This window comes from Mycobacterium sp. NGS66 (assembly GCF_059812225.1).
Window position 1 is genome coordinate 376,699 of the sequence record NZ_JCALCG010000001.1, and the last position, 26,936, is coordinate 403,634.

The window sequence follows — 26,936 nt, forward strand, 5'->3', positions numbered from 1 at the left end:
ATCTCCGTGGATCAGCAGCTCATCAGATTGATCCTGGGCCTGGGCATGACCGCGCTCGTGGGCTTGTTGGCGCTCAAGCGCGTCTGGTGGTTGTACAAGCTGGTCACGGCGGGCCAGCCGGCACCGGGGCGAACCGACAATCTCGGCACCCGCATCTGGGCTGAGCTCTCCGAGGTGTTCGGTCAGCGCAAGCTGCTGAAATGGTCGCTGCCGGGATTGGCGCACTTCTTCACCATGTGGGGTTTCTTCATCCTGCTCACGGTCTACATCGAGGCCTACGGCGTGCTGTTCAAGCCGGACTTCGCCATCCCCGTCATCGGCCACCTGGACGCACTGGGCTTTTTGCAGGACTTCTTCGCGCTGGCCGTGCTGACCGGGATCGTCACCTTCGCGATCATCCGAATGCGAAGCGAGCCAAAAGAATACGGCCGCCAGTCCCGCTTCTATGGTTCACACACCGGTGGCGCATGGCTGATCCTGTTCATGATCTTCAACGTCATCTGGACCTACGCCATCTTCCGCGGGGCCTCGGTGAACGCCTTGAAGGGCAAGGGCGAATTCCCATACGGCAACGGCGCATTCTTCAGCCACGCCATGGGCCACCTCATGGCCGGGCTGGGTCAGCACACCAACGAGATCATCGAGACCGTCGCGCTGATGTTGCACATCGGCGTGATGCTGGCCTTCCTGCTGATCGTGCTGCATTCCAAGCACCTACACATCTTCCTGGCGCCGATCAACGTCGTCTTCAAGCGACTGCCCGACGGGTTGGGTCCCCTGCTCCCGGTGGAGGCCGACGGCAAGCCGATCGACTTCGAAAACCCGCCCGACGACGCCGAATTCGGGCGCGGCAAGATCGAGGACTTCACCTGGAAGGGCATGCTCGACTTCGCGACCTGCACCGAATGCGGCCGCTGTCAATCGCAATGCCCGGCCTGGAATACCGGCAAGCCGTTGTCGCCCAAGCTCGTCATCATGGACCTGCGCGACCACTGGATGGCCAAGGCGCCCTACATCCTGGGCGAGAAGGAGACTCCCCTCGAAAGCACTCCCGAGGGCGGACTCGGTGACGACCTGCGCGGCGAAAAGCATGCCGAGGAGCATCACGTCCCCGAGTCGGGTTTCGGCCGCGTACTCGGTTCCGGGCCGGAGCAGGCCAGCCGCCCGTTGGTCGGCACCCTCGAACAGGGCGGCGTGATCGATCCCGACGTGCTGTGGTCCTGCGTCACCTGTGGGGCGTGCGTGGAGCAGTGTCCGGTGGACATCGAGCACGTCGATCACATCGTCGATATGCGCCGCTACCAGGTGATGATGGAGTCGGAATTCCCCTCTGAGCTGTCGGTGCTGTTCAAGAACCTGGAGAACAAAGCCAACCCGTGGGGTCAGAACGCCTCCGACCGGACCAACTGGATCGACGAGGTCGACTTCGACGTCCCGGTGTACGGCCAGGATGTCGACAGCTTCGACGGCTACGAATACCTGTTCTGGGTGGGTTGCGCGGGCGCCTACGACGACAAGGCCAAGAAGACCACCAAGGCCGTCGCCGAACTGCTGGCCATTGCCGGGGTGAAGTACCTGGTGCTGGGCGCCGGGGAAACCTGCAATGGCGACTCGGCACGCCGGTCCGGCAACGAGTTCCTGTTCCAGCAACTGGCGCAGCAGGCCGTCGAGACCCTCGACGGGGTGTTCGAGGGCGTGGAGACCGTCGACCGCAAGATCGTCGTCACCTGCCCGCACTGCTTCAACACCATCGGCAAGGAGTACCGCCAGCTGGGCGCCAACTTCACGGTGTTGCATCACACGCAGCTGCTCAACCGGCTGATCCGGGACAAGAAGCTGGTCCCGGTCACCCCAGTTTCCCAGGACATCACCTACCACGACCCGTGCTACCTGGGCCGGCACAACAAGGTGTACGAGGCGCCGCGCGAACTGATCGGCGCCGCCGGGGCGAACCTCACAGAGATGCCCCGCCACGCCGAACGCAGCTTCTGCTGCGGGGCCGGCGGCGCCCGGATGTGGATGGAAGAACACATCGGCAAGCGGATCAACCACGAGCGCGTGGACGAGGCGCTGGCCACCGGAGCGGCCACGATCGCCACTGGCTGCCCGTTCTGCCGGGTAATGGTCACCGACGGCGTGAACGACCGGGCCGAAGAGGCCGGCCGCACCGGTGTCGAGGTGCTCGACGTCGCCCAGGTGCTGCTCGGGTCTCTGGACCGCGACCAGGTGAAGCTGCCGGAGAAGGGCACGGCCGCCAAGGAGGCTTCGGCGCGCGCGGCGACGGTTGAGAAGGCCGAGCCAAAGGCCGCCGCGCCGGCGCAGGCACCCGCTGAGAAGCCGGCCGAGGCACCCGCTGAGAAGGCGCCCGCCGCAAAGCCCGCCGCGGCGGCACCCGTCAAGGGCCTGGGCCTGGCCGGCGGCGCCAAGAAGCCCGGCGCCAAGAAGGCCGCTACTCCGGCGGCCGCTGAGCCGGCTGCTGAGGCGGCCGAAGAAGCCAAGCCAGCGACGGCGGCGCCCGCTAAGGGGCTGGGCCTGGCCGCAGGCGCCAAGCGCCCGGGCGCCAAGAAAGCCGGCGCTAAGCCGGCCGCCGCAACAGAGGCGGCCGTCGAGGCCGAGGCGCCGGAAGAGCCCGCCAAGGCCGCCGAGCCGGCCAAACCCGCCGCCCCGGTCAAGGGCCTGGGTATTGCCGCCGGTGCCAAGCGCCCGGGAGCCAAGAAGACAGCGCCCAAGCCGCAGGCGACCCCAGCGGCTGAGGCGCCGGCCAAGGCCGCTGAGCCAGAGACCGAGGCGAAGCCCGAAGCGAAGCCGGAAGCAAAGCCGTCGTCGGACACCGACGGTGAACCGTCCACACCCGCCCCGCCGGTCAAGGGGCTGGGCATCGCCCGCGGCGCCCGTCCACCGGGCAAACGCTGATCACCCGCCTCTGGGCAGCCGCGCCGAGTGTGCTCTCAGGGCGAAAAATCGGCCGCGATTTCGCCCTGAGAGCACGCTCGGCGCACGATGCGGGTAGCCAATCAGCAAATATCGGTCGACAGCAATGGCACCATAGGTGACGTGAGTACTCACCAGCTGCCCTTGCACGCCCCGAGTCATCATCGGCAGCGTGCCTTCGCGCAGTCGTCCAAGCTGCAGGATGTTCTCTACGAAATCCGTGGGCCGGTGCACGCGCATGCCGCCCGGCTGGAGGCCGAGGGACACCGCATCCTCAAGCTCAACATCGGCAACCCGGCGCCATTCGGATTCGAGGCGCCCGACGTGATCATGCGCGACATGATCCAGGCGCTGCCCTACGCGCAGGGATACTCCGACTCCCAAGGCATCCTGCCGGCACGACGCGCAGTAGTCACCCGGTACGAACTCGTCGAAGGCTTCCCCCGATTCGACGTCGACGACGTCTACCTGGGCAATGGGGTCTCCGAGCTGATCACCATGACGCTGCAAGCCCTGCTCGACAACGGCGATCAGGTGTTGATCCCCGCGCCGGACTACCCGCTGTGGACCGCGTCGACCTCACTCGCGGGCGGCACCCCGGTGCATTACCTGTGCGACGAAACCCAGGGTTGGCAGCCCGATATCGCCGATCTGGAATCGAAGATCACCGAGCGCACCAAGGCGCTGGTGGTGATCAACCCGAACAATCCCACCGGTGCGGTATACAGCCGCGAAATCCTGTGCCAAATGGTCGATCTGGCGCGCAAGCATCAGCTGCTGCTGCTGGCCGACGAGATCTACGACAAAATCCTCTATGACGACGCCAAGCACATCAGCGTGGCCACCGTGGCCCCCGACATGTTGTGCCTGACCTTCAACGGCCTGTCCAAGGCCTACCGGGTCGCCGGCTACCGGGCCGGCTGGTTGGCGATCACCGGTCCCCAGGACCACGCCAGCAGCTTCATCGAAGGCATCAACCTGCTGGCCAATATGCGGTTGTGTCCGAATGTCCCTGCGCAGCATGCCATTCAGGTGGCGCTCGGCGGTCACCAAAGCATCGAGGATCTGGTCCTTCCCGGCGGTCGGCTGCTCGAACAACGGGACGTGGCCTGGACCAAGCTGAACGAGATCCCCGGGGTGTCGTGCGTCAAGCCCGAAGGCGCGCTGTATACCTTTCCCCGGCTGGACCCCGAGGTGTACGACATCGCCGACGACGAGCAGCTGGTCCTCGATCTGCTGCTCTCGGAGAAGATCCTGGTCACCCAGGGCACCGGATTCAATTGGCCCGAGCCGGATCACCTGCGCATCGTGACACTGCCGTGGGCCCGTGACCTCGCGGCCGCCATCGAACGGCTGGGCAACTTCTTGACCAGCTACCGCCAGTAGGGAGCTAACCGTGGCGACGACCGGTCATGACTGGAGCAAACCCGCCGCGATGGCCATCCCGAAGGACGGCTATTTCCAGCTCGAGCGTGGTAGGTACGGCCCGATTTTCCCCAGAACTCCTGCCTGCTACGGGTTTTCGATCATCGCCAAGGTGAAGGAGGGCCGCGAAGAGGCCATCCGTGCGTACGGTAAGCAGATCGAAGAGGCGATCGCGGCGAGCCCCGAGGTGCTCGCACCGCTGCGGCTACATTACCTGCGCTGGGTGTTGTTCGATGTCGGCTCAGGCCTGCATTTTCAATATCAGGGCATCTTCGACACCGACTTCGACAAGTACACCGAGGATGCGGTGACGTTGTTCAGCCAAACCGGCATCACGACCGTCTTCACCAACCTCGAAGGATTCCCGGAGGACTGGAAGGAAAACCCGGCCGCATTCGCGAAGTTCGTACGCGAGCACCAGTTTCCGAGTTTCCTGGAGTATGGCGAGTACCCGTATGTGACGGCCGACGAGATCAAGAAGGCGTTGCGGCTCAAGACCGCGTTTTCGGACATGCTCGACCAGATGCAGTGACTCAAGCGTGCGCCCATGCTTGAACTCCACGACATCCAGCACATTCTGCTGACCCGCACCCCCGCGATGACCGGGCGCTACGAGTTCTTGTCATTCGACGACCCCGCCGGAGGCCGGGCCTGGCTGACCGAGCTGCTCGATCGGGTGCAGTCAGCCGCGGATGTGCAGTCCACCATGGACAGCACCGATCGCTGGATCACTCTGGCCTTCACCTGGAATGGTCTGAAAGCCCTTGGTGTGCCGGATGATTCGCTGGCCGGCTTCCCTCAGGAATTCCGGGAGGGCATGGCGGCCAGGGCCGACATACTCGGCGACACCGGTGCCGGCCATCCCGACAACTGGGTAGGTGGGGTGGCCGGGGACGACCTGCACGCCATCGCAATCCTGTTCGCGCGCAACGACACCGAGCACCGCAGGTGTGTCGGCGAACACGACAAACTGGTCGCTCGATGTGCCGGTGTGCGCACCCTGTCTTTTCTCGATTTGAACGCCACGCCGCCGTTCAACTACGCGCATGACCACTTCGGCTATCGAGACCGACTGTCTCAGCCTGTCATCGAAGGTTCCGGTGAGGAACCCACACCCGGGTCGGGGCCGGCACTCAAGGCGGGCGAATTCATCCTGGGTTACCCCGACGAAGAAGGCAACGTCAATTTGCCTCAGCCAGAGATATTGTCCCGCAACGGCAGCTATATGGCCTACCGGCGGCTGCGGGAGCACGTCGGCGTGTTCCGCGACTATCTGCGCCAGCACGCCGACACACCTGACGGCCAGGAGCTGCTGGCCGCCAAGATCATGGGCCGCTGGCGCAGCGGCGCGCCGCTGGTGCTCAGCCCCAAGCAGGACGATCCGGAGCTGGGCGCGGACCCCATGCGTAACAACGATTTCAACTATCGGGAAATGGATCCCCACGGCTACGCCGTCCCACTTGGCTCACATGCCCGGCGTCTCAATCCGCGTGATACCGCAGTGAACATGAACCGCCGCAGGATGATCCGGCGCGGCGCCACCTACGGTCCGGCGCTCCCCGAAGATGCGCCCGACGACGGCGTCGACCGAGGCATCGCGGCGTTCATCATCTGCGCCAGCCTGGTGCGCCAGTTCGAGTTCGCGCAGAATGTGTGGATCAATGACCGCAACTTCCACGAACTCGGTAACGAACGCGACCCCATCTGCGGCAACCAAGACGGCACACTGGAATTCAAGATTCCGAACCGGCCCATCCGTAAGGTCCTCAAGCCACTGCCTGCCTTTACCACGGTCACGGGCGGGGCATACTTCTTTCTGCCGGGGCTGACGGGTCTTCGCTACCTCGCGACACTGGACAGCTAGGGGAAGCACCATGAGCACACTGTCGCCGGCCCGCACATACAACCAAAACCACCTGCCGCGCAAGTACACTCCCGGCCGGCGGCGCATCAGCATCTATTGGGCGTGGAGCTATCCGTGGGAAGCTCAGCGTGACCAGACGGAGTTGTACAACCGCTTTTCGACTATTACCGAGGTCCGCAATGCGTTGTGGCCCAGTTACGAGACACCCGAGTACGACGAAGCACATTTCCTGCAGGGCATCGCCGGCACGCTGGAGCTGTTCCACCGCTCGGCGTTGGCATTTCAAGACCTGGCCGGCGAGGTCACCGGCCATCCGGTCGCCGTCTTCCAGCGCATCGACCAGGCCGGCTACCGGCTGCCGATCGACGAGCGAATCCTGGCCGACACCGACACCCTCATGGTGTTCGGGCTGGATCATATGCTCTCGCAACAGGAAGCCGACCCCGAAGAGGTCAGCGCCATCCGGCAGTGGCTGCAACGGGAAGGCACCTGCCTACTGCTCGCCCCGCATCACAATGTCGGCTTCACCGACGACCTGGATCAGCGTCAAGTGGAATACCAGCACCACGGCGACCCCCTAGTGCCGCGCCAACAGCGCTTCGGCCGATACACCCGCTCGTTGATGCGAGCCCTCGAGGTTCCCGTCGAGAACAAATGGGGATTGCGTCCCGCCGTCGACGAAGCGACCAAAGACATTGCAGCCCTGACGATGTCGCGCGACCTCGACGAGCTTGGCTTACTCGCGAACGTCACCACCTTCAACTTTCATCCGCACCTGCCTCACTACGAGCTCACGGCGCCGGAAAGCAGTACGCTTCGCGTGCTCGGGCGCCAACGCGTCGAGCCCAATCGCCCGCATCCGTTCACCGCGGCCGGCAACACGGAGTTCAACGCGCTCATTTGGATGCCGCCCACGGGCGGGCGGGCAGGTGACATCCTGCTCGTCGATTCCACCCACTTCACCACGCTGTTCGGCGGCACCGACAGCCTCAAGAATTTCTGGCGCAACCTGGCGTCGATGCGGTAGCGGTCAGTGTCTTTCCAACAGCTGCAGCAGATAGTGGCCGTAGCCCGACTTGGCCAGGCTATGTGCGCGCCGTGCCAGCTGACCGTCGTCGATCCACCCGTTGCGCCACGCCACCTCCTCGGGAACGCTGACCTTCAAGCCTTGCCGGCGTTCCAAAGTGCGGACGTAATCGCTGGCGTCCAGCAGTGAATCGAAGGTGCCGGTGTCCAGCCAGGCCGTCCCCCGGGCGAGAACCTCCACCGTCAACCGGCCCTGGTTGAGGTAGTTCTGGTTGACCTCGGTGATCTCGTACTCGCCTCGCGCCGATTTGCGCAAGCCGCGGGCAATCTCGATCACATCGTTGTCATAGAAGTACAACCCCGGCACCGCGTAGTTGGACTTGGGGGTAGCGGGCTTTTCCTCCAGCGAAAGCGCCATGCCGTCGGCGCTGAATTCTACGACTCCGTAAGCCGACGGGTCGGCCACCCAGTAGGCGAAAATCGCTCCACCGCATACGCTTTGAAAACGAGTCAGGCTGGTACCCAGACCGGGTCCGTAGAAAATGTTGTCCCCCAACACCAATGCCACCGAATCGGTGCCAATATGGTTGGCGCCGAGGACGAAAGCCTGGGCCAGTCCTTCGGGTTGATCCTGGGTCACGTAGCTGATGTTGACCCCGAATTGTGCGCCGTCGCCCAAAAGCCGCTGAAAGCCCGGCGCGTCGTGGACGGTGGTGATCACCAGGATGTCCCGAATGCCGGCCATCATCAGCGTGGACAACGGATAGTAGACCATCGGCTTGTCGTAGACCGGCAGCAATTGCTTGCTGATTCCCATCGTGATCGGGTACAGCCGAGTGCCCGAGCCGCCGGCCAAGATGATTCCGCGCATGTGCTCCCTGACGCTCAATCCACCGCGTCGGCCTCGGTGAGTTCGGTGGCCGCCAACGCCGCCGACAAGTCCTCGTGACGGAACACCGCGGTGACGTGGTCGTGCACCACCCGGAAAGCCGACGCGGCGGTCGTGACGGCGCCGGGATCGTCGCGCCTGGTGATCTTCTGCTCGACGACCACCACGCCGTCGTGCACGAACATCCGGCCCAGCTCCGCCGTCGTATCGAGCGAAGCGGCCCACTTGCGCAGCGCCTGGTGCCCTTGCGCCGCTCCGTGCGCATCGCCGACGTCGATGTCGTCACTGGACAGTGCCACCAACGTATCGAGATCGGCGGAGTTCAGCGCGTCGTGCCACGCCAGCACGGTAGCGATCTCCGATGTGGTCATGGTGTGCAAATTACCTTGAAGCCATTACAGGGGTGTGCGGTCCAGCCACTTTTGCCAGACGGCGTCGTCACCGAACATCTCGATGGCCGTGTCCGCGACAGAGACCCGACGAAGCAACGCCAACAGCAACTCGGTGGCTCCGCCGCGGAGCGCAGTGGTGGCTTTTCCGTGTTCGTGCGCCCAGGTGATCGCACCGTCGGCCAGGCCGATCGTCCATTCACCTGGCTCGGTCAACCCGGGGTCGGTGGCGTGCAGGTGGATCGTCTCACCGTCCTCGAGCGGCAGCGGCGCCCCGTCGTTGCCGGCCTGGATCGCCACGCGCTCAAGCCATTCGGTGATTCCGTCGGCGGCGATGTCGGCTTCCAGTGTGAAGTCGCCGCCGATGGCGATGACGGCGTCGGCGCGATGTACGGCCGTCTCGTGCAGCCGACGGCGAATCCACCAATTCGCCGGGCGCGGCCCGAGGAAAGTCCATACCGGCGTTTCCTCGCCCGCTTGCTCGACGGCGTCGACCAACCGCTGCGCCCCGCCGTGCAGCCAGGAGATTGCGTCGGCGCGGTCCGGTGGCGGCTTGCCGCCTTCGACGCTGCGGAAATCCAGGAACTCGTCGCGCTTTTCCCGGACGATCTGCGCGGCCCAGCGGTCCCCGCGGCCGACGTGGCGGAACAGTTGATCGAGGGTCCAGCCCGGGCAGGTCGGCACCGGTGTCGACGGGTCGGCGTCGCTTATCACGTCGCCGAAGGCGCGGGTCTGCTGAAGGTAAGCCGACGCGAAGTCCACGCGGTCAGGTTACTCAATAACGAGCAGGCTGAATCGACGCAGTCCACATCCGGCCATCGAAATAGCGCATCACGCCGGGATTCTGCGGATCGGGATACCACCCGGCTGCTGCGCCGCCCGGCCAGCTACCCTGCGGGCGCATCGGTGCCGAGGACTTCGGCTGCGCGAGCAGCACGACCCCGCTGACGATGGCGCCGACGACGCCAATCATTAAGAACAGCAGTCCGATCGTGAAGCCGATCGCCATGCCTACGAAGTACCCCGCCACCACCAACAGGAATCCAAGGGCCGCCATGCCGAGGAAGACGAACAAGAGCACTAGCGGGGTCTTGGATCGCCGCGACGGCGGGTGGTGCCCGAAATTAGCCATGCCTCACCCTTCCCCCTGGAACGCGTCTCTAATCGCGATTAGTTGACGTCGGCAGGTTAGCCGACCAACGCACTACTAAACCCAGCGGCTACGGGTGGGCGGGGCGACCGGAGCCACCCAGGCCTTGGCGTAGCGGTTAGCTGACGCCTTCTGTGGATCGCGGCTGCGGTAGACGAGGTACGGCCGGGTCAGGTAGCCGAGCGGCGCGCTGAACATGTGCACCAGCCGTGTGTAGGGCCAAATACCCAGCAGCGCAAGCACAATCAGCGCATGTAGCTGAAAAGTCAACGGCGCGTTTGCCATCAGCTCCACCGCGGGGTGTACCGACAACAGACTGCGGAACCACGGCGACACCGTCTCGCGATAGTTGTAGGCGGCGAAGACGTTGGTCAGGGTGTTGAGCATCCCCGTGGCCAACGCAGCCACCAGCAGGGCGTACATCAGCTTGTCGGAACGAGTCGTCGCCTGACGAACCGCGGGCACCGCGATACGCCGGTACAGCAGGATTCCGAGTCCGGCCACCACCGCAAACCCGGCGAGCGAGCCCATGGTCACGGCCATCAGGTGATAAATGGGTTCAGAGATCCCCACCGCTGCCGTCCAGGATTCTGGGATCAGCAGGCCGACCACATGCCCGCCGAAGACACCGAGCAGCCCGAAGTGAAAGAGCGGACTGCCCATCCGCAGCAATCTGCTTTCGTAGCTTTGCGACGACCGCGTGGTCCAGCCGAATTGATCGGTGCGGTAGCGCCAGATATGGCCCAGCACGAACGAGGTGAGCGCGACGTACGGGGCGATCAGCCAGAGCAGGGTGGTCATCGACGGCCTTCGACGGTCAGTGGATCCATTGCGAACGGCTCCAGCCCGACGTCCTCGTCCGGAGGCCCCTGCGCGGCCAGCTCGGCGATCCGGCGCCGATCGGCCGCGCTGATCGGCGGCAACGTCGCCAGTACGGCGGCCACCACGCTCGCATACGGAGAATCGCTGTCCAGCAAGGACAGCCGTAGCAGCTCGAGCACCGGAACATGCTCGGCAAGCAACCGCTCTCCCTGCAGGTGATCGATCGTGGCGGCGAACTCGAGTACCAGCGGTAGGTAGTCGGGCAGCTCGTTGTCGGACATCTGCGTCCCGGCGTGCCGGTAGGCGTGCTTGAACCGCAGCAACGCCATGCCGCGCTTGCGGGTGTCTCCGTAGGCGTAGTACGTCAGATGCAGGCTCGCGCGCCGACGCATGTCGAATGTCTCGACATAGCGTGCGGCAAGTTGCAGTGGGTCCGCGCGAGCGAACTCCTCGAGAAAGCTGAGTAGTGGACCGCCCAGCGCGACAGGCAATTCTGTTGTGGCAGCTGTCAATTGATCAGTAATCGCAAGCATCTGCGGGCTGGGATAGTCCAGCAGCAGCGCCGCGATGCGCCACAGCAGCCGTGCGTCGCGGTCGGACACGGCGCTGCGTGCCGGCCGTCGACTCAGCGTCAGCGTCTTCATTTGGATGGCACCAGCCCGTCGGTGCTCTTGCCGTCCCAGTTGAGCAGGTTCGCCCCTCGGGGCCTGCTGCCATTGCCGTTGCCATTGCCGTTGCCGTTGGTGAGATGGAACTTGTCGGCCATTGCGTCGAACGCCGTCATTCCCGGCCCGCCGTCTTCGTCCAGGCTGCATCCGGTGGCCAGCGCGTCCAGCCGGTGCGCGTCCGAGCCTGCGCCGCTGGGGATCACGTAGCGGTCGGCGTACTTGGCGATCGCCAGCAGCCGGTACATCGACTCGATCTCCTCACCCGTCAGCCGCACGGACTCCGGGATCGTCTCGTCGAATTCCTCGCCCAGGTTCGCCGCCCGCATGTACGAGCGCATTGCCGCAAGCCGTTGCAGCGCAAGGCGAACCGGACCGATATCACCTGCGGTGAACAATTCGGCCAGGTATTCGATCGGAACCCGCAGGGCGTCGATGGCACCGAACAAGTTGTTCTTGTTCTCCCCGTCGTGGCCGGTCTGGGCCAGGATGTCGACGACCGGAGAAAGCGGCGGGATGTACCAGACCATCGGCATGGTGCGGTACTCCGGGTGCAACGGAAGCGCCAGTTGGTAGTCGACGATAAGGCGGTAAACCGGCGAATTCTGTGCGGCTTCGATCCATTCGCTCGAGATCCCGGCGCGTTCGGCCTCGGCGACCACCCGCGGGTCGTGCGGGTTCAAGAACACGCCCAATTGTGCTGGGTACAGGTCTGTTTCGTCCTGCACAGATGCGGCCGCCGCAACAGCATCCGCGTCGTACAGCAATACCCCGATGTAGCGCAGCCGCCCGACGCAGGTTTCCGAGCACACGGTCGGAATGCCCACCTCGACGCGCGGGTAGCAGAATGTGCACTTCTCGGCTTTGCCGGTCTTGTGGTTGAAGTAGATCTTTTTGTAGGGGCAGCCCGTGACGCACTGTCGCCAACCGCGACACCTGTCCTGGTCGACCAGCACGATGCCGTCCTCGCTGCGCTTGTAGATGGCACCGGACGGGCACGATGCCGCGCAGCTCGGGTTGAGGCAATGCTCGCAGATACGCGGCAGGTAGAACATGAAGGTCTGCTCGAACTCGAGCTTCACCTTGTCGGATACCTTGGCCAGCAACGGATCTCGACTGATCTGCTCGGGTCCGCCGCCCAGGTCGTCGTCCCAGTTCGCACCCCAGGTCACCTTGGTGTCCTGGCCGGTGATCAGCGACTTGGGCCGGGCCACCGGCGTGGTGTCCATCGCGGGCGCCGACAGTAGGGTCTCGTAGTCGTAGGTCCACGGGTCGTAGTAGTCCGAAACGGTGGGCAGGTCCGGGTTGGCGAAGATGTTCAACAGCCTGCGCAGGCGCGATCCCGACTTGAGCGTCAGCTTGCCCCGCTTGTTGAGTGTCCAGCCGCCCTTCCACTTTTCCTGGTCTTGGTAGCGACGCGGATACCCCTGTCCGGGCCGGGTTTCCACGTTGTTGAACCAGGCGTATTCCATGCCGCCGCGGTTGGTCCAGGCTTGCTTGCAGGTGACGCTGCACGTATGGCACCCGATGCATTTGTCGAGGTTCATCACCATCGCGAGTTGAGCCATGACTCTCATGCGTCAGTACTCCACTTCTTGCGAGCGCCGCCGGATCGTGGTGACCTCGTCGCGCTGATTTCCGGTGGGGCCGTGATAGTTCAGCGCGAAGGACTGTTGCGCGTAGCCCCCGATCAGGTGCGACGGCTTGATCATGATGCGCGTCAGCGCGTTGTGGATGCCGCCGCGCTTGCCCGTCTTCTCCGTCCGGGGCACGTCGACGGCCTTGTCCTGCGCGTGATACATGAACACCAGCCCCTCGGGCATTCGGTGACTGACGATCGCACGCGCGTTCACCACCCCGTTGCGGTTGGTGCATTCGATCCAGTCGTTGTCCTTGACGCCGATCTTCGCCGCGTCCACATCGGACATCCAAATCGCCTGCCCGCCACGGGAAAGCGTGAGCATGTGCAGGTTGTCCTGGTAGGCGGAGTGGATGGACCACTTGGAGTGCGGGGTCAGATACCGCACCGTGATCCCACCGCCGGTGTCACCGACCGCGGGCTCGTCGAACAGCGCCGTCATGTCCAGTGGCGGGCGGAAGATCGGCAATTGCTCGCCGAGTTCGCTCATCCAGTCGTGGTCGAGGTAGAAGTGCTGACGGCCGGTCAGGGTGTGCCACGGCTTGAGGCGTTCGGTGTTGATGGTGAACGGCGAGTACCGACGTCCCCCGGTCTCCGATCCCGACCACTCCGGCGACGTGTTCACCGGAACCGGACGAGATTGCGTGTCGGCGAACGTGATTCGCCGGCCCTCGTTCTCCTTTGCGAGGTCGGCCAGCCGCGTGCCGGTTCGGCGCTGCAGCGCCTCGAAACCCTCGACGGCCAGACGCCCGTTCGTCGTGCCGGACAGCGCCAGGATCGCCTCGGCGGCGTGGGTGTCCTTGGCCAGCGACGGCCGCCCCACGGCCCTGCCGCTCACCACCGCGCCGTTGACGCCACGCAGGTACTCGACCTCCGCGTCGGGATGCGTCGTCACACCCTTGGTGGTGAGGCCGACGGTTTCCACCATCGGCCCAAGCGCGGCCATCTTGTCGGCGATCGCCGGGTAGTCGCGCTCGACGACGACGAGTCGCGGCATTGTCTTGCCCGGAATCGGTTCGCACTCACCGGCTTTCCAGTCCAGCACCCGGCCGCCCGGCTGCGCGGTGGCGTCGGCGCTGTCATGTTGCAACGGCACCGCGACGACGTCTTGACGTTTCCCGAGGTGCTTTTCGGCCAGCCAGGAGAACCCGCGCGCGATCCGGTGAAACGCCTCGAAGTCCGTCTTGGTCTCCCACGGCGGCGAGATGGCCGGCGAAAAGGCGTGCACGAACGGGTGCATGTCGGTACTGGACAGATCGTGCTTCTCATACCAGGTGGCGGCGGGCAACACGATGTCGGAAAACAATGTGGTGCTGGTATTGCGGAAGTCCAACGACAGCAACAGGTCCAGCTTGCCCACCGGCGCCTCGTCACGCCACCGCACTTCCTGCGGACGCACCGCATCCGCATCGCGAGCGGCGACGCTGGAGTCGGTGCCGAGGAGGTGTTTGAGGAAGTACTCGTTGCCCTTGGCCGACGAGCCCAGCAGGTTGGACCGCCAGACGGTCAGGCAGCGCGGAAAATTCTCCGGCGCGTCCGGATCCTCACACGCGAACTGCAGATGCCCGGACTTCAGCCCGTCGACGACGTGCGCCGCGGGGTCCTTTCCGAGCCTGGCCGCCTCGTCGGCGAGATCCAGCGGATTGCGGTTGAACGTCGGATAACTCGGCATCCAGCCCAGCCGGCTCGCCAGCGCGATGTTGTCAGCCGCCGTCCGGCCGGTGAACCGCCCTTCGGCCAGCGGGGACGCCATCACTTCCGAGGTGAACGGGTCGTAGCGCCACTGGTCGGTGGCCAGATACCAGAACACCGTGCCCTGCATCTGCCGCGGCGGCCGCTGCCAGTCGAGCCCGAACGCCAACGTCGACCAGCCGGTGACCGGCCGGCACTTCTCCTGTCCGACGTAATGTGCCCAGCCGCCGCCGTTGACACCTTGACAACCGGTGAGCATCACCAGCGTCAGAAACGAGCGGTAGATCTGATCGGAATGGAACCAGTGGTTGGTTCCGGCGCCCATCAGGATCATGGACCTGCCGCGCGAACGCTCGGCGTTGTCGGCGAATTCACGCGCAATCCGTTCCACCGCCTGGGCCGGCACGCCGGTGATCGGCTCTTGCCACGCCGGGGTGTAGGACTGCGTCTCGTCGTCGTAGCCCGTCGGCCAATCACCGGGTAGGCCGTCCCTGGGTACGCCGTATTGGGCGAGGAGCAGATCGAAGACCGTTGTGACCCGTTGTCCGGCAATAACTTTCGTCGGGATACCACGGGTCAGGATGCCGGGCCGCTCGCCGTCGAACCGCGGTAGCTTGACCGCCGCCACGTCGCCGTCGGCGCCATGCAGGCTCAGCAATGGGTCCACGCCCTGCAGGTCGAGATTCCACTTGCCCTCGCCCGATGCGGTGAACCGATGACCCAGCGAGCCGTTCGGCACTACCGGGTTGGCCTGCGAGTCGAGCAGCACCGTCTTGGTAGCGGCGCCGTCGTCGGTGTCGCCGAGATCGGCGGCGGTGAGGAACTTTCCGGGCAGCCACGCTCCGTCGCGCTCGACCAGCGTCACCAGGAACGGCAGATCGGTGTAACGCTTCACGTAGTCGGTGAAGTACGGGGTGGTCCGGTCGACGAAGAACTCCTTGAGGATGACGTGGCCCATGGCCATCGCCAGTGCGGCGTCGGTGCCCGGCCGGGCGGGCAGCCACTCGTCGGCGAATTTCGTGTTGTCCGCGTAGTCAGGCGAGACCACGACGACCTTTTGGCCGCGATAGCGCGCCTCCGTCATGTAATGCGCATCGGGCGTCCGGGTGACCGGCACGTTGGAGCCCCACATGATCAGATAGCCGGCGTCGAACCAGTCGGCCGACTCCGGCACATCGGTCTGGTCTCCGAACACCTGCGGCGAGGCCACCGGCAGGTCGGCGTACCAGTCGTAAAACGACAACATCGAACCGCCGAGAAGCGAAATGAACCGCGCGCCAACGGCATGACTGACCATCGACATGGCCGGTATGGGTGAGAAACCGGCCACCCGATCGGGGCCATACCGCTTGATCGTGTGCACATGCGCCGCCGCCGCGATCTCGGCGGCCTCCCACCACTCGGCCCGAACAAACCCGCCCTTGCCGCGCGCTTCCTTGTAGCGACGAGATTTCACCGGATCGTCGACGATGTCGGCCCAAGCCAGGACAGGGTCGTTAAGCCGCTCCTTGGCCTCGCGGTAGTAGTCCAGCAGGATCCCGCGTATGTACGGATAGCGCACTCGCGCAGGTGAATACGTGTACCAGGAGAACGAGGCGCCGCGAGGGCAACCGCGCGGCTCGTACTCCGGCTTGTCCGGTCCGACGGACGGATAGTCGGTCTGCTGGGACTCCCAGGTGATGACGCCGTCCTTGACGTAGATCTTCCACGAACAGGATCCGGTGCAGTTGACGCCGTGCGTGGAGCGGACCACCTTGTCGTGCGCCCAGCGGTCCCGGTAGAAGTCGTCGGCCGATCGGCCTCCCACCTTGTGCAGAGCACGGTGGTCCGGAGAGATCTCGCCGCGGTGGAAATATTTGCTGAAGCCGAGCAACGCGTCGGTGGCGGCTTGGCCATTCGTGTTCAGATCGACCATGGCGCCTCCCCTCCACAGCGACTAGCGCGCAGTCATTCATCGAGATTAAGGGAGGTTTTCGGCCGGACAAAAGATCGCACCGGGGCGCTCGGATGACTGTGCGATTGCTTTAACACGACCGACATATTGCAACGCGACGGGCTTCACGCAATTTTGCCGTCGCCGCGAAAAACGCACTGCTAGAGCGCGCCGGTCAGGCAACCGCGCGAGCGTCCAACCGCTCCTGCGTCACGGCTGCGAATCAAGCAATTTTCTTTTCGTTAACACATGTCTTAGGGGTGTTGGCGCTCGGCCCACATAGCCGACACAACTTTTCAACTTCACCATTATCTAGTTATCTCGCCCGGCACCGCGGATGATGGGTCCATGGCCGCCGTTGCGCAGTTCGTCGTCACCTTTCGCGATGAGGAAGTGGGTCGTTACGAGACGGCGGAGCGGGCGATGGCCGCGGCCAGGTCTGTGATCGACACCGAGCTGGCTTCCCGAGGCGCAGAAGACCGCGAGCCCGATGAAATGCCGCGCATCGAATGGCAGCCACCACCCGTGCCATTTCCCTTCGACGCGATCGGTTACTGGCGGCATCGGATTCAGTCTCAGCAGCGCGAAGCCAAGGCGGCCGCCTCGGCTCCACCCACAGCCGCGCCGACCTCGCATATCTCTCTGCAAAAACTAGGCCTGTCCGGCGACGAACCCATGCCGGTCAGGCGTCAGGACCGTATGCAAAGTGAGCGTCCCCCGGCTCCGGTGGTGAGCGGTCCTCCGCAGCAACGACGAGCCCAACCGGCCCCACCCGCTCAGCAGGCCCGGCCGCCATGGCCGCCACAGTCGGCAGCGCCGCCACCGCCGGGAGCGCCGCCACCGCCGGGAGCGCCGCCACCGCCGGGACAATCAGCACAGCCGGCACCCATGTACGGCGGCCCGCAGTGGGCAGGGCCGCCTCCACAGCAGCCACCACCCGTGCACGAAGATTCCCAGTGGGCAGCCCCGGCGGCGCCGGCCGAAGAGGAGCCGCAGTCCGGCAAGCGGCGCTGGTTCGGCAAGAAGCGCGATCGCTCCGAGTAAGGACGTCGCGGTGCGGGAAAGCCCGGTAAAGCCGTAACGTCTCCTGCATGCGCACCCATGGTTGGGGCGGCGCCACGCCCGCGAGCGACGAAGAGGCGGTCGAACGCATCCTCGACGCCGCGAGCGAAGCCATCGACGAACGCGGGGCCGACATCCGGATAGCCGATGTGGCACGCAAGCTGGGCGTGTCGCGGCAGACGGTCTACAACTACTTCCCCGGAACCAGCAGCCTGCTCGAGGCGGCTGCCACCCGGTCGGGGATGCGGTTTGTCCGGCGGCTGACCGAACACCTGGCCCATATCAGCGATCCCGTCGATGCGCTGGTGGAGTGTCTGGCCCACAGCTTGGAATGGCTGCCCGGCGACAAACACGTGCAGCTGATGCTGGTGCACGACTTCACCAAGGCGTCAACCGGCGTCACCTCGGCCATGGGCTTCAAGTTCGGGCACGCCCTCTTGGCGGGGCTCGACGTCGACTGGGCACAGGCCGGCGTCGCGGCCGACGATCTCGACGACCTGGTCGAGTACCTGCTGCGAATTCTGCAGTCCTTCATGATCGACCCCGGCCGGCCGCCGCGCACCGGCGAGGTGCTTCGGGCCTATCTGCGCCGCTGGGTCGCCCCGGTGCTGGTCGCCGAGACTGCCGACCGATCGCTTGGCGAATTGTCCGGCCGGGCAAGGTAATTCCCGGCTCGGCGGTGAGCCAAGGTGTGCGTCGGCCGGTAGCGCCGAGTCACATCAGCCACACCAGTCCCTATGAGGCTGGGCATGTCATTTCACAACGTGATACCACCCGCGATATCGAGTTCGAGACTGCAACATGGCCACTTTTCTGGTACGCCGACCGAGCGCCTTATATCGGCGTCATGTAGTCGATCAGCCACGTAGTGTCGGCGCGCCGCATCGTCACATGTAACCGAGAGCCGTCGTAGACCGGTGTGCGGCTGGCGTCGGTGACAGTGCGATTCATGAAAACGAGAAGCTCCGCTGAGCCGCGGTCGAGCGATTCAATGGCTGCTCCCACCACATTCGTTTGCACGACGACCTGTCGCTGCCGAGCTTCTTGAATGATCTTGGGCTGCGATTTCTGGAATTCGGCGCGGTATCTCGCTGTCATCAGCTCATTTGCGGTCGCTAACTGCCGTTCCACAGTCTGGTAGTCGTAGGAGAAAATCTTGGGAATGCCGGCCCGGGCCACCTCGAGTACGGCCGCGCGATCCGCCGGACCGTCCACCGTGCCAGACGGCCGGTTCTTGATGGTCATCACCCAGAAGCCCGCTGCCGTGCTTGCGACCATGGTTACGGCCAGCGCGACGACGCACACCCAGAACATGGCCCGCCGCATCAGTTACCGCCATCGGGGTACTTGAGGTCGACAATCTTCAGAGTGCCGTCGGGCTGCTTTTGCACGTCGAGCCGCATTCGATACGGCTGCGGCTTCTTGGTGCCCGAATCCGGCGTCGAAGACTGCACCGTCGCCGCTACCAGAACCGTGGCCTTGTCGCCGGAGAAGTCCTCCAGGCCGGCGCCGTTGATCGTGCAGGTGCTTCCCGCGTTCTGAAACAGCGCCGCTAGGTTATCGGCATTGTTGTTGCTGGTCAGCATCGCGTGCAGGCTACCGGCCGACATGTCCAGCATTCGTTGCACCGAGCTCTTGGCGGTTGCCGGCGTCACGGTGAACATCGTCGTCACGTATTCCTTTGCCGTGTCGACATATGGTTGCCATTGCCCTCGAGTACTCGTCGGCTGCGGATTCGGACGCAGCAGCTGCGTGGCAGTGAAAGCGGCCGACGCAACCAGCATTGCCGCCAGAACGACGAGCACCGCAGCGTGCGCCTTACGACTGGGTGCCTTGCTGATCGCCGCTGGGCGCGAAAAGGGCTCGGCGAGCACGGTTTTCGCGGCGGCGGTCTGCGGGGCGACCCACCCTGGCAGGGTCGGCGCCATTTGCCCGGCCAAGGCGCGGGCGAACTCGGAACAGCTGGCGAACCGGTCGGCGGGATTTTTGGCCAGTGCCCTCGACAATGCCGGATCCAGCGGGGCCAGTTCCGGACGGCTGGAAGCCAGCGAGGGCGGAGGGGTGTTCAGGTGACGGCTGATGACAACCGCCGGGTTTGAGTGCGGGAAGAGCTGAGAGCCGGTGAGCAGGTGATAAGCGGTTGCGGCCAGCGCGTATTGGTCGGCCCGCCCGTCGATGTCCTCGCCCAGAAGCTGCTCCGGCGCTCCATAGGCGACCGTGCCGATCGTCATGTTGGTCGCAGTCAGCCCGCTCACGTCGTCGACGTTGCGGGCAATTCCGAAGTCAGTGAGCAGGATTCGTTGCTCACCGCCGTCTTCGCTGTGGGTCACCATGACGTTGGCGGGCTTGACATCTCGGTGCAGTAGCCCTTGTTTGTGTGCGTAATCCAACGCGCTGGCCACCGCCAGGACAACGCGAATGGCATAGTCGGCGGGCATGCCCCTTGGGTAGCGATCGGTCAAGAGCCGCGCAGCGTCCAGACCGTCGACGAAGTCCATGGAGATCCACAACTGGCCGTCGGCCTCGCCCCGGTCGTGCACGCCCACGATGTGCGGGTGCCACAGGGTCGATGCCAGATCAGCCTCCCGAGCGAACCGGCTGCGGTACTCCTCGTCGGCCGACCATTCGGCGGGCAGCAATTTGAGGGCGTCCTGCCGTGGCAACCGCGGATGTTGGGCCAGATACACCTCGCCCATTCCCCCGGACCCCAGCAGTCGCACAATCGTGAATCCGGCGAAAGTCGCGCCGGCCGACAGCGGCATGAGCCGCATCGTACACACGACCTGTGGGCGCACAGACCGCGCCGAACGAGATCAGTTTGTAGACCGCGCGCCGAGCCGGAACACTCGCCAACCAGCCTGCTGCCAACGCGGGACATCCAGGCAATTGCGGCCGTCAACGACCACCCGGGCCCGCACCTGCTCGGTCAGGTCGTCGGGTTCCAGGTCGACGAACTCCTGCCACTCGGTCAGCACCAGCACCGCGTCCGCGCCCTCACACGCCTCCGCCACCGACACCGCGTAGTTCAGGGTGGGAAACAGCCGTCGGGCATTGTCCAGAGCCTTCGGGTCGTACACATTGACCGTTGCTCCGTTGAGCTGCAACTGCCCAGCCACGTTGAGCGCGGGCGAGTCACGGACGTCGTCGGATTCGGGTTTGAACGCCGCGCCCAACACGGCGATATTTGCGCCCAGCAGCGCACCGCCACACGCGGTGGTGGCCAGTTCGACCATCCGGGTACGCCGTCGCATGTTGATGCTGTCCACCTCACGCAGAAACGTCAGCGCCTGGTTGGCTCCCAGCTCGCCGGCGCGTGCCATGAAGGCGCGGATGTCCTTGGGCAGGCAGCCACCACCGAAACCCAAACCCGCATTGAGGCATTGGCGCCCGATCCGCGGGTCATACCCGAGCGCGTCGGCCAGCACGCTGACGTCGGCGCCCGCGGCTTCGCACACTTCAGAGACCGCGTTGATGAACGAAATCTTCGTCGCCAGAAAAGCATTAGCGGAAACCTTGACCAGCTCGGCGGTCTGCAGGTCGGTCACCAGGAAGGGCACACCCGCTTCCAGCAGAGGCCCGTACAGCTCCCGAACAGCCGGTTCGGCGCGTACCGAATCACGTTGTACGCCAAGGACGATACGGTCCGGCCGCAGCGTGTCCTGCACAGCGAAGCCCTCGCGCAAGAACTCCGGGTTCCACGCGATTTCGACGTCGACTCCCGCGGGTGCCAGCGCTTCGGCCCGCTTGCCCAGCTCGGCTGCAGTGCCCACGGGGACGGTCGACTTGCCGATCAGCACCGCCGGCCTGGTCAGCCGGGGCACCAACGCATCGATCACGGCATGCACATGATGCAGGTCGGCGCCGTATTGGCCCTTCTTTTGCGGCGTGCCGACGCCGAGGAAGTGTACGTCGGCGAAATCGGCGGCGGTGTCGTAGTCGGTGGTGAAGCGGAGTCGACCGGCCGCCAGATTCTTGGTGAGCAGCTTGCGCAGGCCAGGCTCGTAGAACGGGATGTCGCCGCCGCCCAGCTTGGCGACTTTGCCGGGATCGATGTCGACGCCGACGACTTCATGTCCCAGTTCGGCCATCCCGACGGCGTGGGTGGCGCCCAGATAGCCGGTGCCGAAGACGGTGCATCTCATACCACCGTGTCTAGGGTGGCGCAGTGAGCTGACTGCATCGCGCCGTTGAGCGCCAGACGAACGCCAAGTGACAGCTGGTCGCTGTAGGACAGGCCCGACTACAGGCCAGGAATCCCGGGAATGCCGATGAATCCGCCGCGGCCGTGGCCACCACCGCCGCCGTGGCCGCCACCGCCGCCGTGGCCGCCACCGCCGCCGTGACCGCCCCCGCCGCCGCCCGGGAAGCCGCCGCCACCCAATCCAGGAATTCCGGGGATCCCGCCGCCGCCGCGGGGACCATCGTCGCCGCCATGGCCTTCGCCACCACCACGTCCGGGGGGCCCGCCGCCCGGTCCAGGCAGATTGATGATCGGCGGTAATTCAGGTACCGGCACCGGAACAGGCGCCGGGGGTGGGCCCGCGGGAACCGGGGCCGGCGCCGGAGCCTGCGGCACCGGGGCAGGTGCCGGAGCGGGGGCTTGCGGTGCGGGGGCAGGCGCGGGCGCGGGAGCCTTCGGCTCCACGGTGGGAGCCTGCGGCGCGGGGGCTGGCGCCGGAGCTGCCGGCACCGATTGCGTGGGCGGGGCGACGATGTTGCGGTCGGGCGCGGGCCGCACTCCGGCGTGCGGGCGGATGCTGAGCGCCAGCGACACCACCAGGGCCGCCACCCCGACGACGAAGATCGCTGCCGCCGCAGTGCCGAGCAGCGCAAACCTTCGCCGCTCGGGAGATTCGGAGATGCCAGTGACCGGGAGCTGTTCGCCGGTATACGGTTCGTCGGGCACAGCGCTGTAGGCCAGCGCGTTCTCGCTCAACGTGGCCGCGGCCGGCAGATCGAAGTAGGCGGCATTCAGCGCAAACGGGTTCACGGCGCCGGTGCCCGGATCCTGCGAATAGGCCACCGCCGCGGTGGACGACGAGAACAGTGGCGCGTTCGCCGATGCCAGCGCTGCACCGCGGGCCAGTGCCGTCTCAGGCTCCTCGGGCGCATTCACCGGAAGCGAGGTCGCGGCCTCCAGTGCCGGCTTGATCATCGGGATATCGACGCCGGCGCCGACGACGAATACGCCGTCCGGCCGCGTGTTCAGCTGCTCTGCGCTGGAAACCATGGTGGCCAGTTCGGCTACCGCCGCGTCGTCGTCTTCCGGTAGTTCCTTCCGCCGGATGTCGGCGACCGATCCGTCGGCGGTGTCGACGACTGCCAACGTCGCGCTGTCGGGCTCGACGAACAACAGCGCGGTATGCGCGTAATTGGTTTCGTTGCCCACCGCATGAGCAAGTGCCGCGGCCGCCAGAAACGCCGACACCAACATGACGTTCTCGAGCTTGTGGGCGGCCAGGGCGTCGCGCAGGACGGCAGCTTCGATGGGGTCGGTCCAGGTAACTCCGGTGGATGTCAGCTGGTAGCCGCCCTCGGCAGCGCCTTCCTGCGTTCCCATGATCGCCGAGACGACTTGCCCAGCCGCGGTGGTCGGCTCCTCGTCGGCGACCTCGAAGTTGTCCTCGTCGACGGTCGCACCATCGCCGTTTTCACCTTCGACCAGCACCATCCGGACTGCCGTCGGCGCCATCGAAACACCTAGCACGGTGGCCACAGCTCCTCCAATAGTCATCTGGCTGGTTGTCGGTTGAACACGACTGCAAGTGGATTCCTTATCCACTTAATTCCCCGTATTGCGCGATTTTACCCGCTGCGGGCTTACAATGCCCGCTCGCGTGTCGGCGGCAACACCGCCCATGGTCGAGGCCGGTTTGCGCGACTAGCAGAAAGCGCTGACTACCTGCGCCCGAAGCCGCCGAAGCCGTGCCCACCACCGAACGGCACACGGCCGAACAGCCCACCACCGAGCGGTCCGCGGCCGCCGCCCAGGGTCGGCACCGGCCCTCGCGGCGTCGGTCCGCCCAGCCTGGGAAGCACGCCTCGCTCTCGCGGCACCTGTGGCTCCGGCAACGGTGCCCGCGGTTGCAGCACCGGCGCCCGCGGCACGACGCGTGCCGGCGGCTCGGGAGCCGGCAGGCGGATCGGTGCCAACGGAACCACCACCGGTGGCGGCGCCACCGCCGGCGGCGGGGCGGCGGGCAGCGGAGCCGGGACGGGGGCAGGCGCCGGGGCCACCACCCGCGGAGCGATCGCTCGCGGTTCGGCCGTCGGCGGAGGTGCCTTCACTTCCGGCTTCGGGGTAATCGGCGCAGCCGGCGCCTGTTGCGTCGGGACAATCACGTTCTCGTTCGGGCTGGGCCGCAACGCAACTGTGGGCCGAATGCCCAATGCCAGCGCGATTTCCAGCGCTACCACCGCACTGATGATGACAACCGCCAGCGAGCTGCCGACCAGCAGGAGCGGTCGGCGTTGCGACACGTTCCCGTCGGGATCGGCATTTTGGGGTTCGTCCGGATCGGCGCTGTAGGCGACGTTGTCGACTCCGCCATTGGCGTCGACCGCGAGGTAAGGATCCCGATACTCGGGCCGGAGATCGGCGCCGATTTCCCGCGCATAGGCCCGGGCGGCCGTGGACGACGCAAACAATGGCGAATTCGCCGAGGCCAGCGCCGCACCCTGGGCCAGGGCCATTTCCGGCTCCTCGGGGGTGGAAACCGTTAACGATGTCGCCGCCTCCAAAGCCGGTTTGATCAGCGGGATATCGACTCCGGAGCCGACGACAAACACACCGTCGGGGTGGGTCTCCAGCGATTCGGCGCCGGAGACCAAGTCGATCAGCTCGGCCACCGCCCGATCGTCGTCTTCGGGTAGCAACTTCCGATGTACGTCGGCGATCGAGCCGTCGGCGGAGTTGATCACAGCCAAGGTCGCGCTACGGGGCTCGACGAACAGCAACGCGGTCCGGACGTAGTTCGTTGCGTCGCCGACTGCCTGAGCCAGCGCCGCCGCGGACATGAAGGCCGAAACCAGCATGACGTTTTCCATCTTGTGGGCGGCCAACGCGTCGCGCAGTGCGGTCGCCGCGACGGGATCTGTCCAGGTCACACCGCAGGAATGCAGCTGGTAGCCGCCCTCAGCAGCGCTTTCCGTGGTGCCCAGGATTGCGGAGATGACCTGCGCGGGCGCAGTGCCGGATGCCCCGGCGGCGACGTCGAAGTCCTCCTGATCGACAGTGACCCCGTCGGCGCTTTCGCCTTCGACCAGCACCATGCGGACCTTCGTTGGTGCCATCGAGACACCGAGCACGATGTCCACCACCGCGCAAGCTCCTCCTACGTAGTTGCTGAGCCGCCTCAACACTTCTAGGGCAGCAGAAGGATTAGCTGGACGCTATCAAGTTCTTCAGACTGCGGATGGCCCGAAATTTCGGACGACCGTGCCAATCAACTCTACCCGCCCAGTCGCCGCTGCGAATGCCATCTTCGGTGGCTGTTGACGGCTACCTGTGGCCGCCGCCACCGAATCCGCCGCCGCCGAAGCCGCCGCCGCCGAAGCCGCCGTGGCTGCCCCCGCCGATGGGACCCCCGCCGAGGCCGCCGCCACCAAAGCCACCGCCACCAAGGGGGCCACGGGGCACCGGAGCCGGGGCGTTGATCGGTCCGCCGCCGCCGCGGCCACCCCCACCGAAGGGACCCAGCCCACCGCCCCCGAAGGGCCCGCTCGGCGCGGGTGCCGGGGCGGGGGCGTTGATCGGCCCGCCACCACCGTGGCCACCTCCACCAAAGGGACCCAGCCCCCCGAAGGGCCCGCTGGGCGCGGGTGCCTTGATCGGCCCGCCGCCGTCGCCGGGACCACCGGGCCAGACCGGTCCACTGCCGGGACTGCCGGGGCTCTTACCGCCGCCCGGATTCACTGCCTTGGGCGGTGTTCCCAGCCCAGGCGGGGTTTGCGGGACGGGCTGCTGCAGCACCGGGCCGCCCACTCGCGGGGGCGATCCGGCGTTACGCGGGGGTGTAGCTGGCTGCGGCGCCGGAATCTGCACCACAGGGGGGCGTGCCGCCGGCTCGGGACGAGGCGCGAGAAGCGGCGGTACGGGAACCGGAACCACGACGGGAACTGGCACCACCGGTGGTGCGGGAGCAGGCGCAGCCGGCGCTGGAATGGCGGCGGGAGCCGGCGCGGCGGGGGCCGGAGCAGGAGCCGCGGGCGCCGGAGCGGGAGCCGGAGCCGCCGGGGCAACTGCGGGGTTCACCGGCTTGGGCGAGTTCACCGGTGCCGGCAGTTCGACCTTCGGCTGGGCGGCGGGCACCTCGGCCGGCGTCGGCGCAGGCGCCTGCTGGGTGGGGACGATGAGGTTTTGGTCGGGAGCCGGGTGCAACGCCACCGCGTCACCGCGAATGTTCACCGCCGAAGCAATCTCCAGCGCCACCACCGCTGCAATAGCGACCACCGCCACGCCGCTACCGAGTAGAAGGGCCGGCCTGCGCTGTGATCGTGTGTCGCCCGGGCTGGCAGTGGTGTCGATGACGACGGTCGGGGAGTCGGCGTCGTCGTCGGGCACCGCACTGTAGGCAAGTTCTTCGCCCCCAAGCGAGCCCGCGGACACGTCGGGGACACTGAGGTACTCGGGCAGGGCCGACGGTCCAACTGCGCCGGTGCCGGGGTCTAGCGAGTAGGCCAGCGCCGCCGTTGACGACACGAACAGCGGCGCGTTCGCCGAGGCCAGGGCCGCCCCGCGGGCCAGCGCGCTGGCCGGTTCCTCGGGCGCGCTCACAATAAGCGACGTCGCCGCCTCCAAATGCCGCTTGAGCGGCGCGATCTCGACGCCGGAGCCGACCACGAACACGCCGCCGACCGCTGGTCCCACCTTCTCGAGCCCGACCACCATGTCGACCAGGTCTGCGACAGCAGTCCGTCCGGTACGGATATCGGAGATGGAACCGTCGGCCGTCTCGACGACGGCCAAAGTCGCGGTGTCAGGCTCTACGAATAGCACTGCGGTGCGCTCGTAACCTGTTGCAGCGCCGACGGACTGGGTGAAGGCGGCCGCAGCAAGAAAAGCCGAAACCAACATCACGTTGGTGACCTTGTGGGCAGCGAGCGCGTCGCGCAGAGCATGGGCTTCGAGCTGGTCGGTCCACGCCACGCCGATGGAAGACAATTTCAGGCCGGCATCCTGCGCACCTTCTCGGGTACCGAGAATCGCTGCGACCGCTTGACCGGATGCGCTGGTGGAGACGTCAGCGGCCGTGACGTCGATCTGCTCCTCTTCCACCGTGGCGCCGTCGGCGTTTTCGCCCTCTAACAGAACCATCTGGATGGACGACGGTGCCATCGACATCCCGAGCACGATATCCAAGACCCCTCCAAAGGCTCTGCCGGTCGCGTTGGGTGCGCGGAGGAGAAAAGCGCAGACCATCTAAGTATTGCGCAGATCGACCCGATTG

Annotated in this window: 20 protein-coding genes and 1 pseudogene; 7 read left to right on the top strand and 14 right to left on the bottom strand. The window is 65.8% G+C overall.

Going from position 1 to position 26,936, the window contains the following annotated elements; translation table 11 throughout:
• Positions 1-45: 45 nt before the first annotated feature.
• The 5 genes from AC5Y2L_RS01965 to AC5Y2L_RS01985 all read left to right on the top strand — a co-directional run bounded on the left by AC5Y2L_RS01965 (position 46) and on the right by AC5Y2L_RS01985 (position 7,247).
• Entirely contained in the window at positions 46-2,913 is a 2,868-nt protein-coding gene (locus AC5Y2L_RS01965) for a (Fe-S)-binding protein (RefSeq protein WP_499939146.1), read from the top strand.
• Between the two features lie 87 nt (positions 2,914-3,000).
• The gene (locus AC5Y2L_RS01970; RefSeq protein WP_499943486.1) at positions 3,001-4,317 is read left to right on the top strand and encodes a pyridoxal phosphate-dependent aminotransferase; all 1,317 of its coding nucleotides are present in this window, start codon (positions 3,001-3,003) and stop codon (positions 4,315-4,317) included.
• Positions 4,318-4,366: 49 nt separating this feature from the next.
• Entirely contained in the window at positions 4,367-4,888 is a 522-nt protein-coding gene (locus tag AC5Y2L_RS01975; RefSeq protein WP_499934657.1) for a hypothetical protein, read from the top strand.
• A gap of 15 nt (positions 4,889-4,903) precedes the next feature.
• Positions 4,904-6,220, top strand: a complete 1,317-nt coding sequence (locus AC5Y2L_RS01980) for a Dyp-type peroxidase (RefSeq protein WP_499934634.1) — start codon at positions 4,904-4,906, stop codon at positions 6,218-6,220.
• Positions 6,221-6,230: 10 nt separating this feature from the next.
• A complete protein-coding gene (locus tag AC5Y2L_RS01985) occupies positions 6,231-7,247 on the top strand; it encodes a hypothetical protein (protein WP_499934632.1) in 1,017 nt (338 codons plus the stop codon).
• Between the two features lie 3 nt (positions 7,248-7,250).
• Here AC5Y2L_RS01985 and rfbA read toward each other — a convergent pair whose 3' ends face one another.
• The 8 genes and pseudogenes from rfbA to AC5Y2L_RS02025 all read right to left on the bottom strand — a co-directional run.
• Entirely contained in the window at positions 7,251-8,117 is an 867-nt protein-coding gene (gene rfbA, locus AC5Y2L_RS01990; protein ID WP_499934631.1) for a glucose-1-phosphate thymidylyltransferase RfbA, read from the bottom strand.
• A 14-nt stretch (positions 8,118-8,131) separates the two neighbouring features.
• Entirely contained in the window at positions 8,132-8,506 is a 375-nt protein-coding gene (locus AC5Y2L_RS01995; RefSeq protein WP_499934630.1) for a nuclear transport factor 2 family protein, read from the bottom strand.
• Between the two features lie 24 nt (positions 8,507-8,530).
• Positions 8,531-9,286, bottom strand: a complete 756-nt coding sequence (locus AC5Y2L_RS02000) for a maleylpyruvate isomerase family mycothiol-dependent enzyme (protein WP_499934628.1) — start codon at positions 9,284-9,286, stop codon at positions 8,531-8,533.
• Between the two features lie 13 nt (positions 9,287-9,299).
• A complete protein-coding gene (locus AC5Y2L_RS02005) occupies positions 9,300-9,605 on the bottom strand; it encodes a DUF2510 domain-containing protein (protein WP_499934627.1) in 306 nt (101 codons plus the stop codon).
• A 126-nt stretch (positions 9,606-9,731) separates the two neighbouring features.
• Complete coding sequence (gene narI, locus AC5Y2L_RS02010; protein ID WP_499934626.1) at positions 9,732-10,475, bottom strand: respiratory nitrate reductase subunit gamma; 744 nt, start codon at positions 10,473-10,475, stop codon at positions 9,732-9,734.
• Positions 10,472-11,140 carry a nitrate reductase molybdenum cofactor assembly chaperone gene (gene narJ / locus AC5Y2L_RS02015; RefSeq protein WP_499934624.1) on the bottom strand — a complete coding sequence of 223 codons (669 nt, stop codon included), beginning with the start codon at positions 11,138-11,140 and terminating at the stop codon, positions 10,472-10,474. Before narJ ends, narI begins: the two co-directional genes overlap by 4 nt.
• On the bottom strand, positions 11,137-12,738 hold the full coding sequence (gene narH, locus AC5Y2L_RS02020; protein WP_499943488.1) for a nitrate reductase subunit beta: 1,602 nt from the start codon (positions 12,736-12,738) through the stop codon (positions 11,137-11,139). Before narH ends, narJ begins: the two co-directional genes overlap by 4 nt.
• Positions 12,739-12,741: 3 nt before the next feature.
• Positions 12,742-16,344: pseudogene (locus AC5Y2L_RS02025) on the bottom strand (nitrate reductase subunit alpha); the annotation flags it as partial.
• Positions 16,345-16,773: 429 nt separating this feature from the next.
• Between AC5Y2L_RS02025 and AC5Y2L_RS02030 the strand changes: the two are divergent.
• Both AC5Y2L_RS02030 and AC5Y2L_RS02035 read left to right on the top strand, forming a co-directional pair.
• On the top strand, positions 16,774-17,469 hold the full coding sequence (locus AC5Y2L_RS02030; RefSeq protein WP_499934622.1) for a hypothetical protein: 696 nt from the start codon (positions 16,774-16,776) through the stop codon (positions 17,467-17,469).
• A gap of 47 nt (positions 17,470-17,516) precedes the next feature.
• On the top strand, positions 17,517-18,152 hold the full coding sequence (locus AC5Y2L_RS02035) for a TetR/AcrR family transcriptional regulator (protein WP_499934620.1): 636 nt from the start codon (positions 17,517-17,519) through the stop codon (positions 18,150-18,152).
• Positions 18,153-18,321: 169 nt separating this feature from the next.
• Here AC5Y2L_RS02035 and AC5Y2L_RS02040 read toward each other — a convergent pair whose 3' ends face one another.
• The 6 genes from AC5Y2L_RS02040 to AC5Y2L_RS02065 all read right to left on the bottom strand — a co-directional run bounded on the left by AC5Y2L_RS02040 (position 18,322) and on the right by AC5Y2L_RS02065 (position 26,830).
• Positions 18,322-18,813, bottom strand: a complete 492-nt coding sequence (locus tag AC5Y2L_RS02040) for an Rv1363c family protein (protein ID WP_499934619.1) — start codon at positions 18,811-18,813, stop codon at positions 18,322-18,324.
• The gene (locus tag AC5Y2L_RS02045; protein ID WP_499934617.1) at positions 18,813-20,249 is read right to left on the bottom strand and encodes a serine/threonine-protein kinase; all 1,437 of its coding nucleotides are present in this window, start codon (positions 20,247-20,249) and stop codon (positions 18,813-18,815) included. The genes AC5Y2L_RS02040 and AC5Y2L_RS02045 overlap by 1 nt, the downstream gene beginning before the upstream one ends.
• A 51-nt stretch (positions 20,250-20,300) precedes the next feature.
• Positions 20,301-21,629, bottom strand: coding sequence for a UDP-glucose dehydrogenase family protein (locus AC5Y2L_RS02050; protein ID WP_499934616.1), 1,329 nt, complete (start codon positions 21,627-21,629; stop codon positions 20,301-20,303).
• Between the two features lie 98 nt (positions 21,630-21,727).
• Complete coding sequence (locus tag AC5Y2L_RS02055; protein WP_499934614.1) at positions 21,728-23,203, bottom strand: DUF7159 family protein; 1,476 nt, start codon at positions 23,201-23,203, stop codon at positions 21,728-21,730.
• Between the two features lie 182 nt (positions 23,204-23,385).
• Positions 23,386-24,807 carry a DUF7159 family protein gene (locus tag AC5Y2L_RS02060; RefSeq protein WP_499943493.1) on the bottom strand — a complete coding sequence of 474 codons (1,422 nt, stop codon included), beginning with the start codon at positions 24,805-24,807 and terminating at the stop codon, positions 23,386-23,388.
• Positions 24,808-24,988: 181 nt separating this feature from the next.
• Positions 24,989-26,830, bottom strand: coding sequence for a DUF7159 family protein (locus tag AC5Y2L_RS02065; RefSeq protein WP_499934613.1), 1,842 nt, complete (start codon positions 26,828-26,830; stop codon positions 24,989-24,991).
• Positions 26,831-26,936 lie beyond the last annotated feature (106 nt).

Coding starts and splice junctions, on each gene's coding strand:
- AC5Y2L_RS01970 (WP_499943486.1), top strand. CDS start 3,001: ATGCGGGTAGCCAATCAGCAAATATCGGTCGACAGCAATGGCACCATA.
- rfbA (WP_499934631.1), bottom strand. CDS start 8,117: ATGCGCGGAATCATCTTGGCCGGCGGCTCGGGCACTCGGCTGTACCCG.
- AC5Y2L_RS02065 (WP_499934613.1), bottom strand. CDS start 26,830: ATGTCGATGGCACCGTCGTCCATCCAGATGGTTCTGTTAGAGGGCGAA.
- AC5Y2L_RS02040 (WP_499934619.1), bottom strand. CDS start 18,813: ATGCGGCGGGCCATGTTCTGGGTGTGCGTCGTCGCGCTGGCCGTAACC.
- AC5Y2L_RS02035 (WP_499934620.1), top strand. CDS start 17,517: ATGCGCACCCATGGTTGGGGCGGCGCCACGCCCGCGAGCGACGAAGAG.
- AC5Y2L_RS01980 (WP_499934634.1), top strand. CDS start 4,904: ATGCTTGAACTCCACGACATCCAGCACATTCTGCTGACCCGCACCCCC.
- narJ (WP_499934624.1), bottom strand. CDS start 11,140: ATGAAGACGCTGACGCTGAGTCGACGGCCGGCACGCAGCGCCGTGTCC.
- AC5Y2L_RS01995 (WP_499934630.1), bottom strand. CDS start 8,506: ATGACCACATCGGAGATCGCTACCGTGCTGGCGTGGCACGACGCGCTG.
- AC5Y2L_RS02050 (WP_499934616.1), bottom strand. CDS start 21,629: ATGAGATGCACCGTCTTCGGCACCGGCTATCTGGGCGCCACCCACGCC.
- AC5Y2L_RS01985 (WP_499934632.1), top strand. CDS start 6,231: ATGAGCACACTGTCGCCGGCCCGCACATACAACCAAAACCACCTGCCG.
- narI (WP_499934626.1), bottom strand. CDS start 10,475: ATGACCACCCTGCTCTGGCTGATCGCCCCGTACGTCGCGCTCACCTCG.
- AC5Y2L_RS01975 (WP_499934657.1), top strand. CDS start 4,367: ATGGCCATCCCGAAGGACGGCTATTTCCAGCTCGAGCGTGGTAGGTAC.
- AC5Y2L_RS02045 (WP_499934617.1), bottom strand. CDS start 20,249: ATGCCGCTGTCGGCCGGCGCGACTTTCGCCGGATTCACGATTGTGCGA.
- AC5Y2L_RS01965 (WP_499939146.1), top strand. CDS start 46: ATGACCGCGCTCGTGGGCTTGTTGGCGCTCAAGCGCGTCTGGTGGTTG.
- narH (WP_499943488.1), bottom strand. CDS start 12,738: ATGAGAGTCATGGCTCAACTCGCGATGGTGATGAACCTCGACAAATGC.
- AC5Y2L_RS02030 (WP_499934622.1), top strand. CDS start 16,774: ATGGCCGCCGTTGCGCAGTTCGTCGTCACCTTTCGCGATGAGGAAGTG.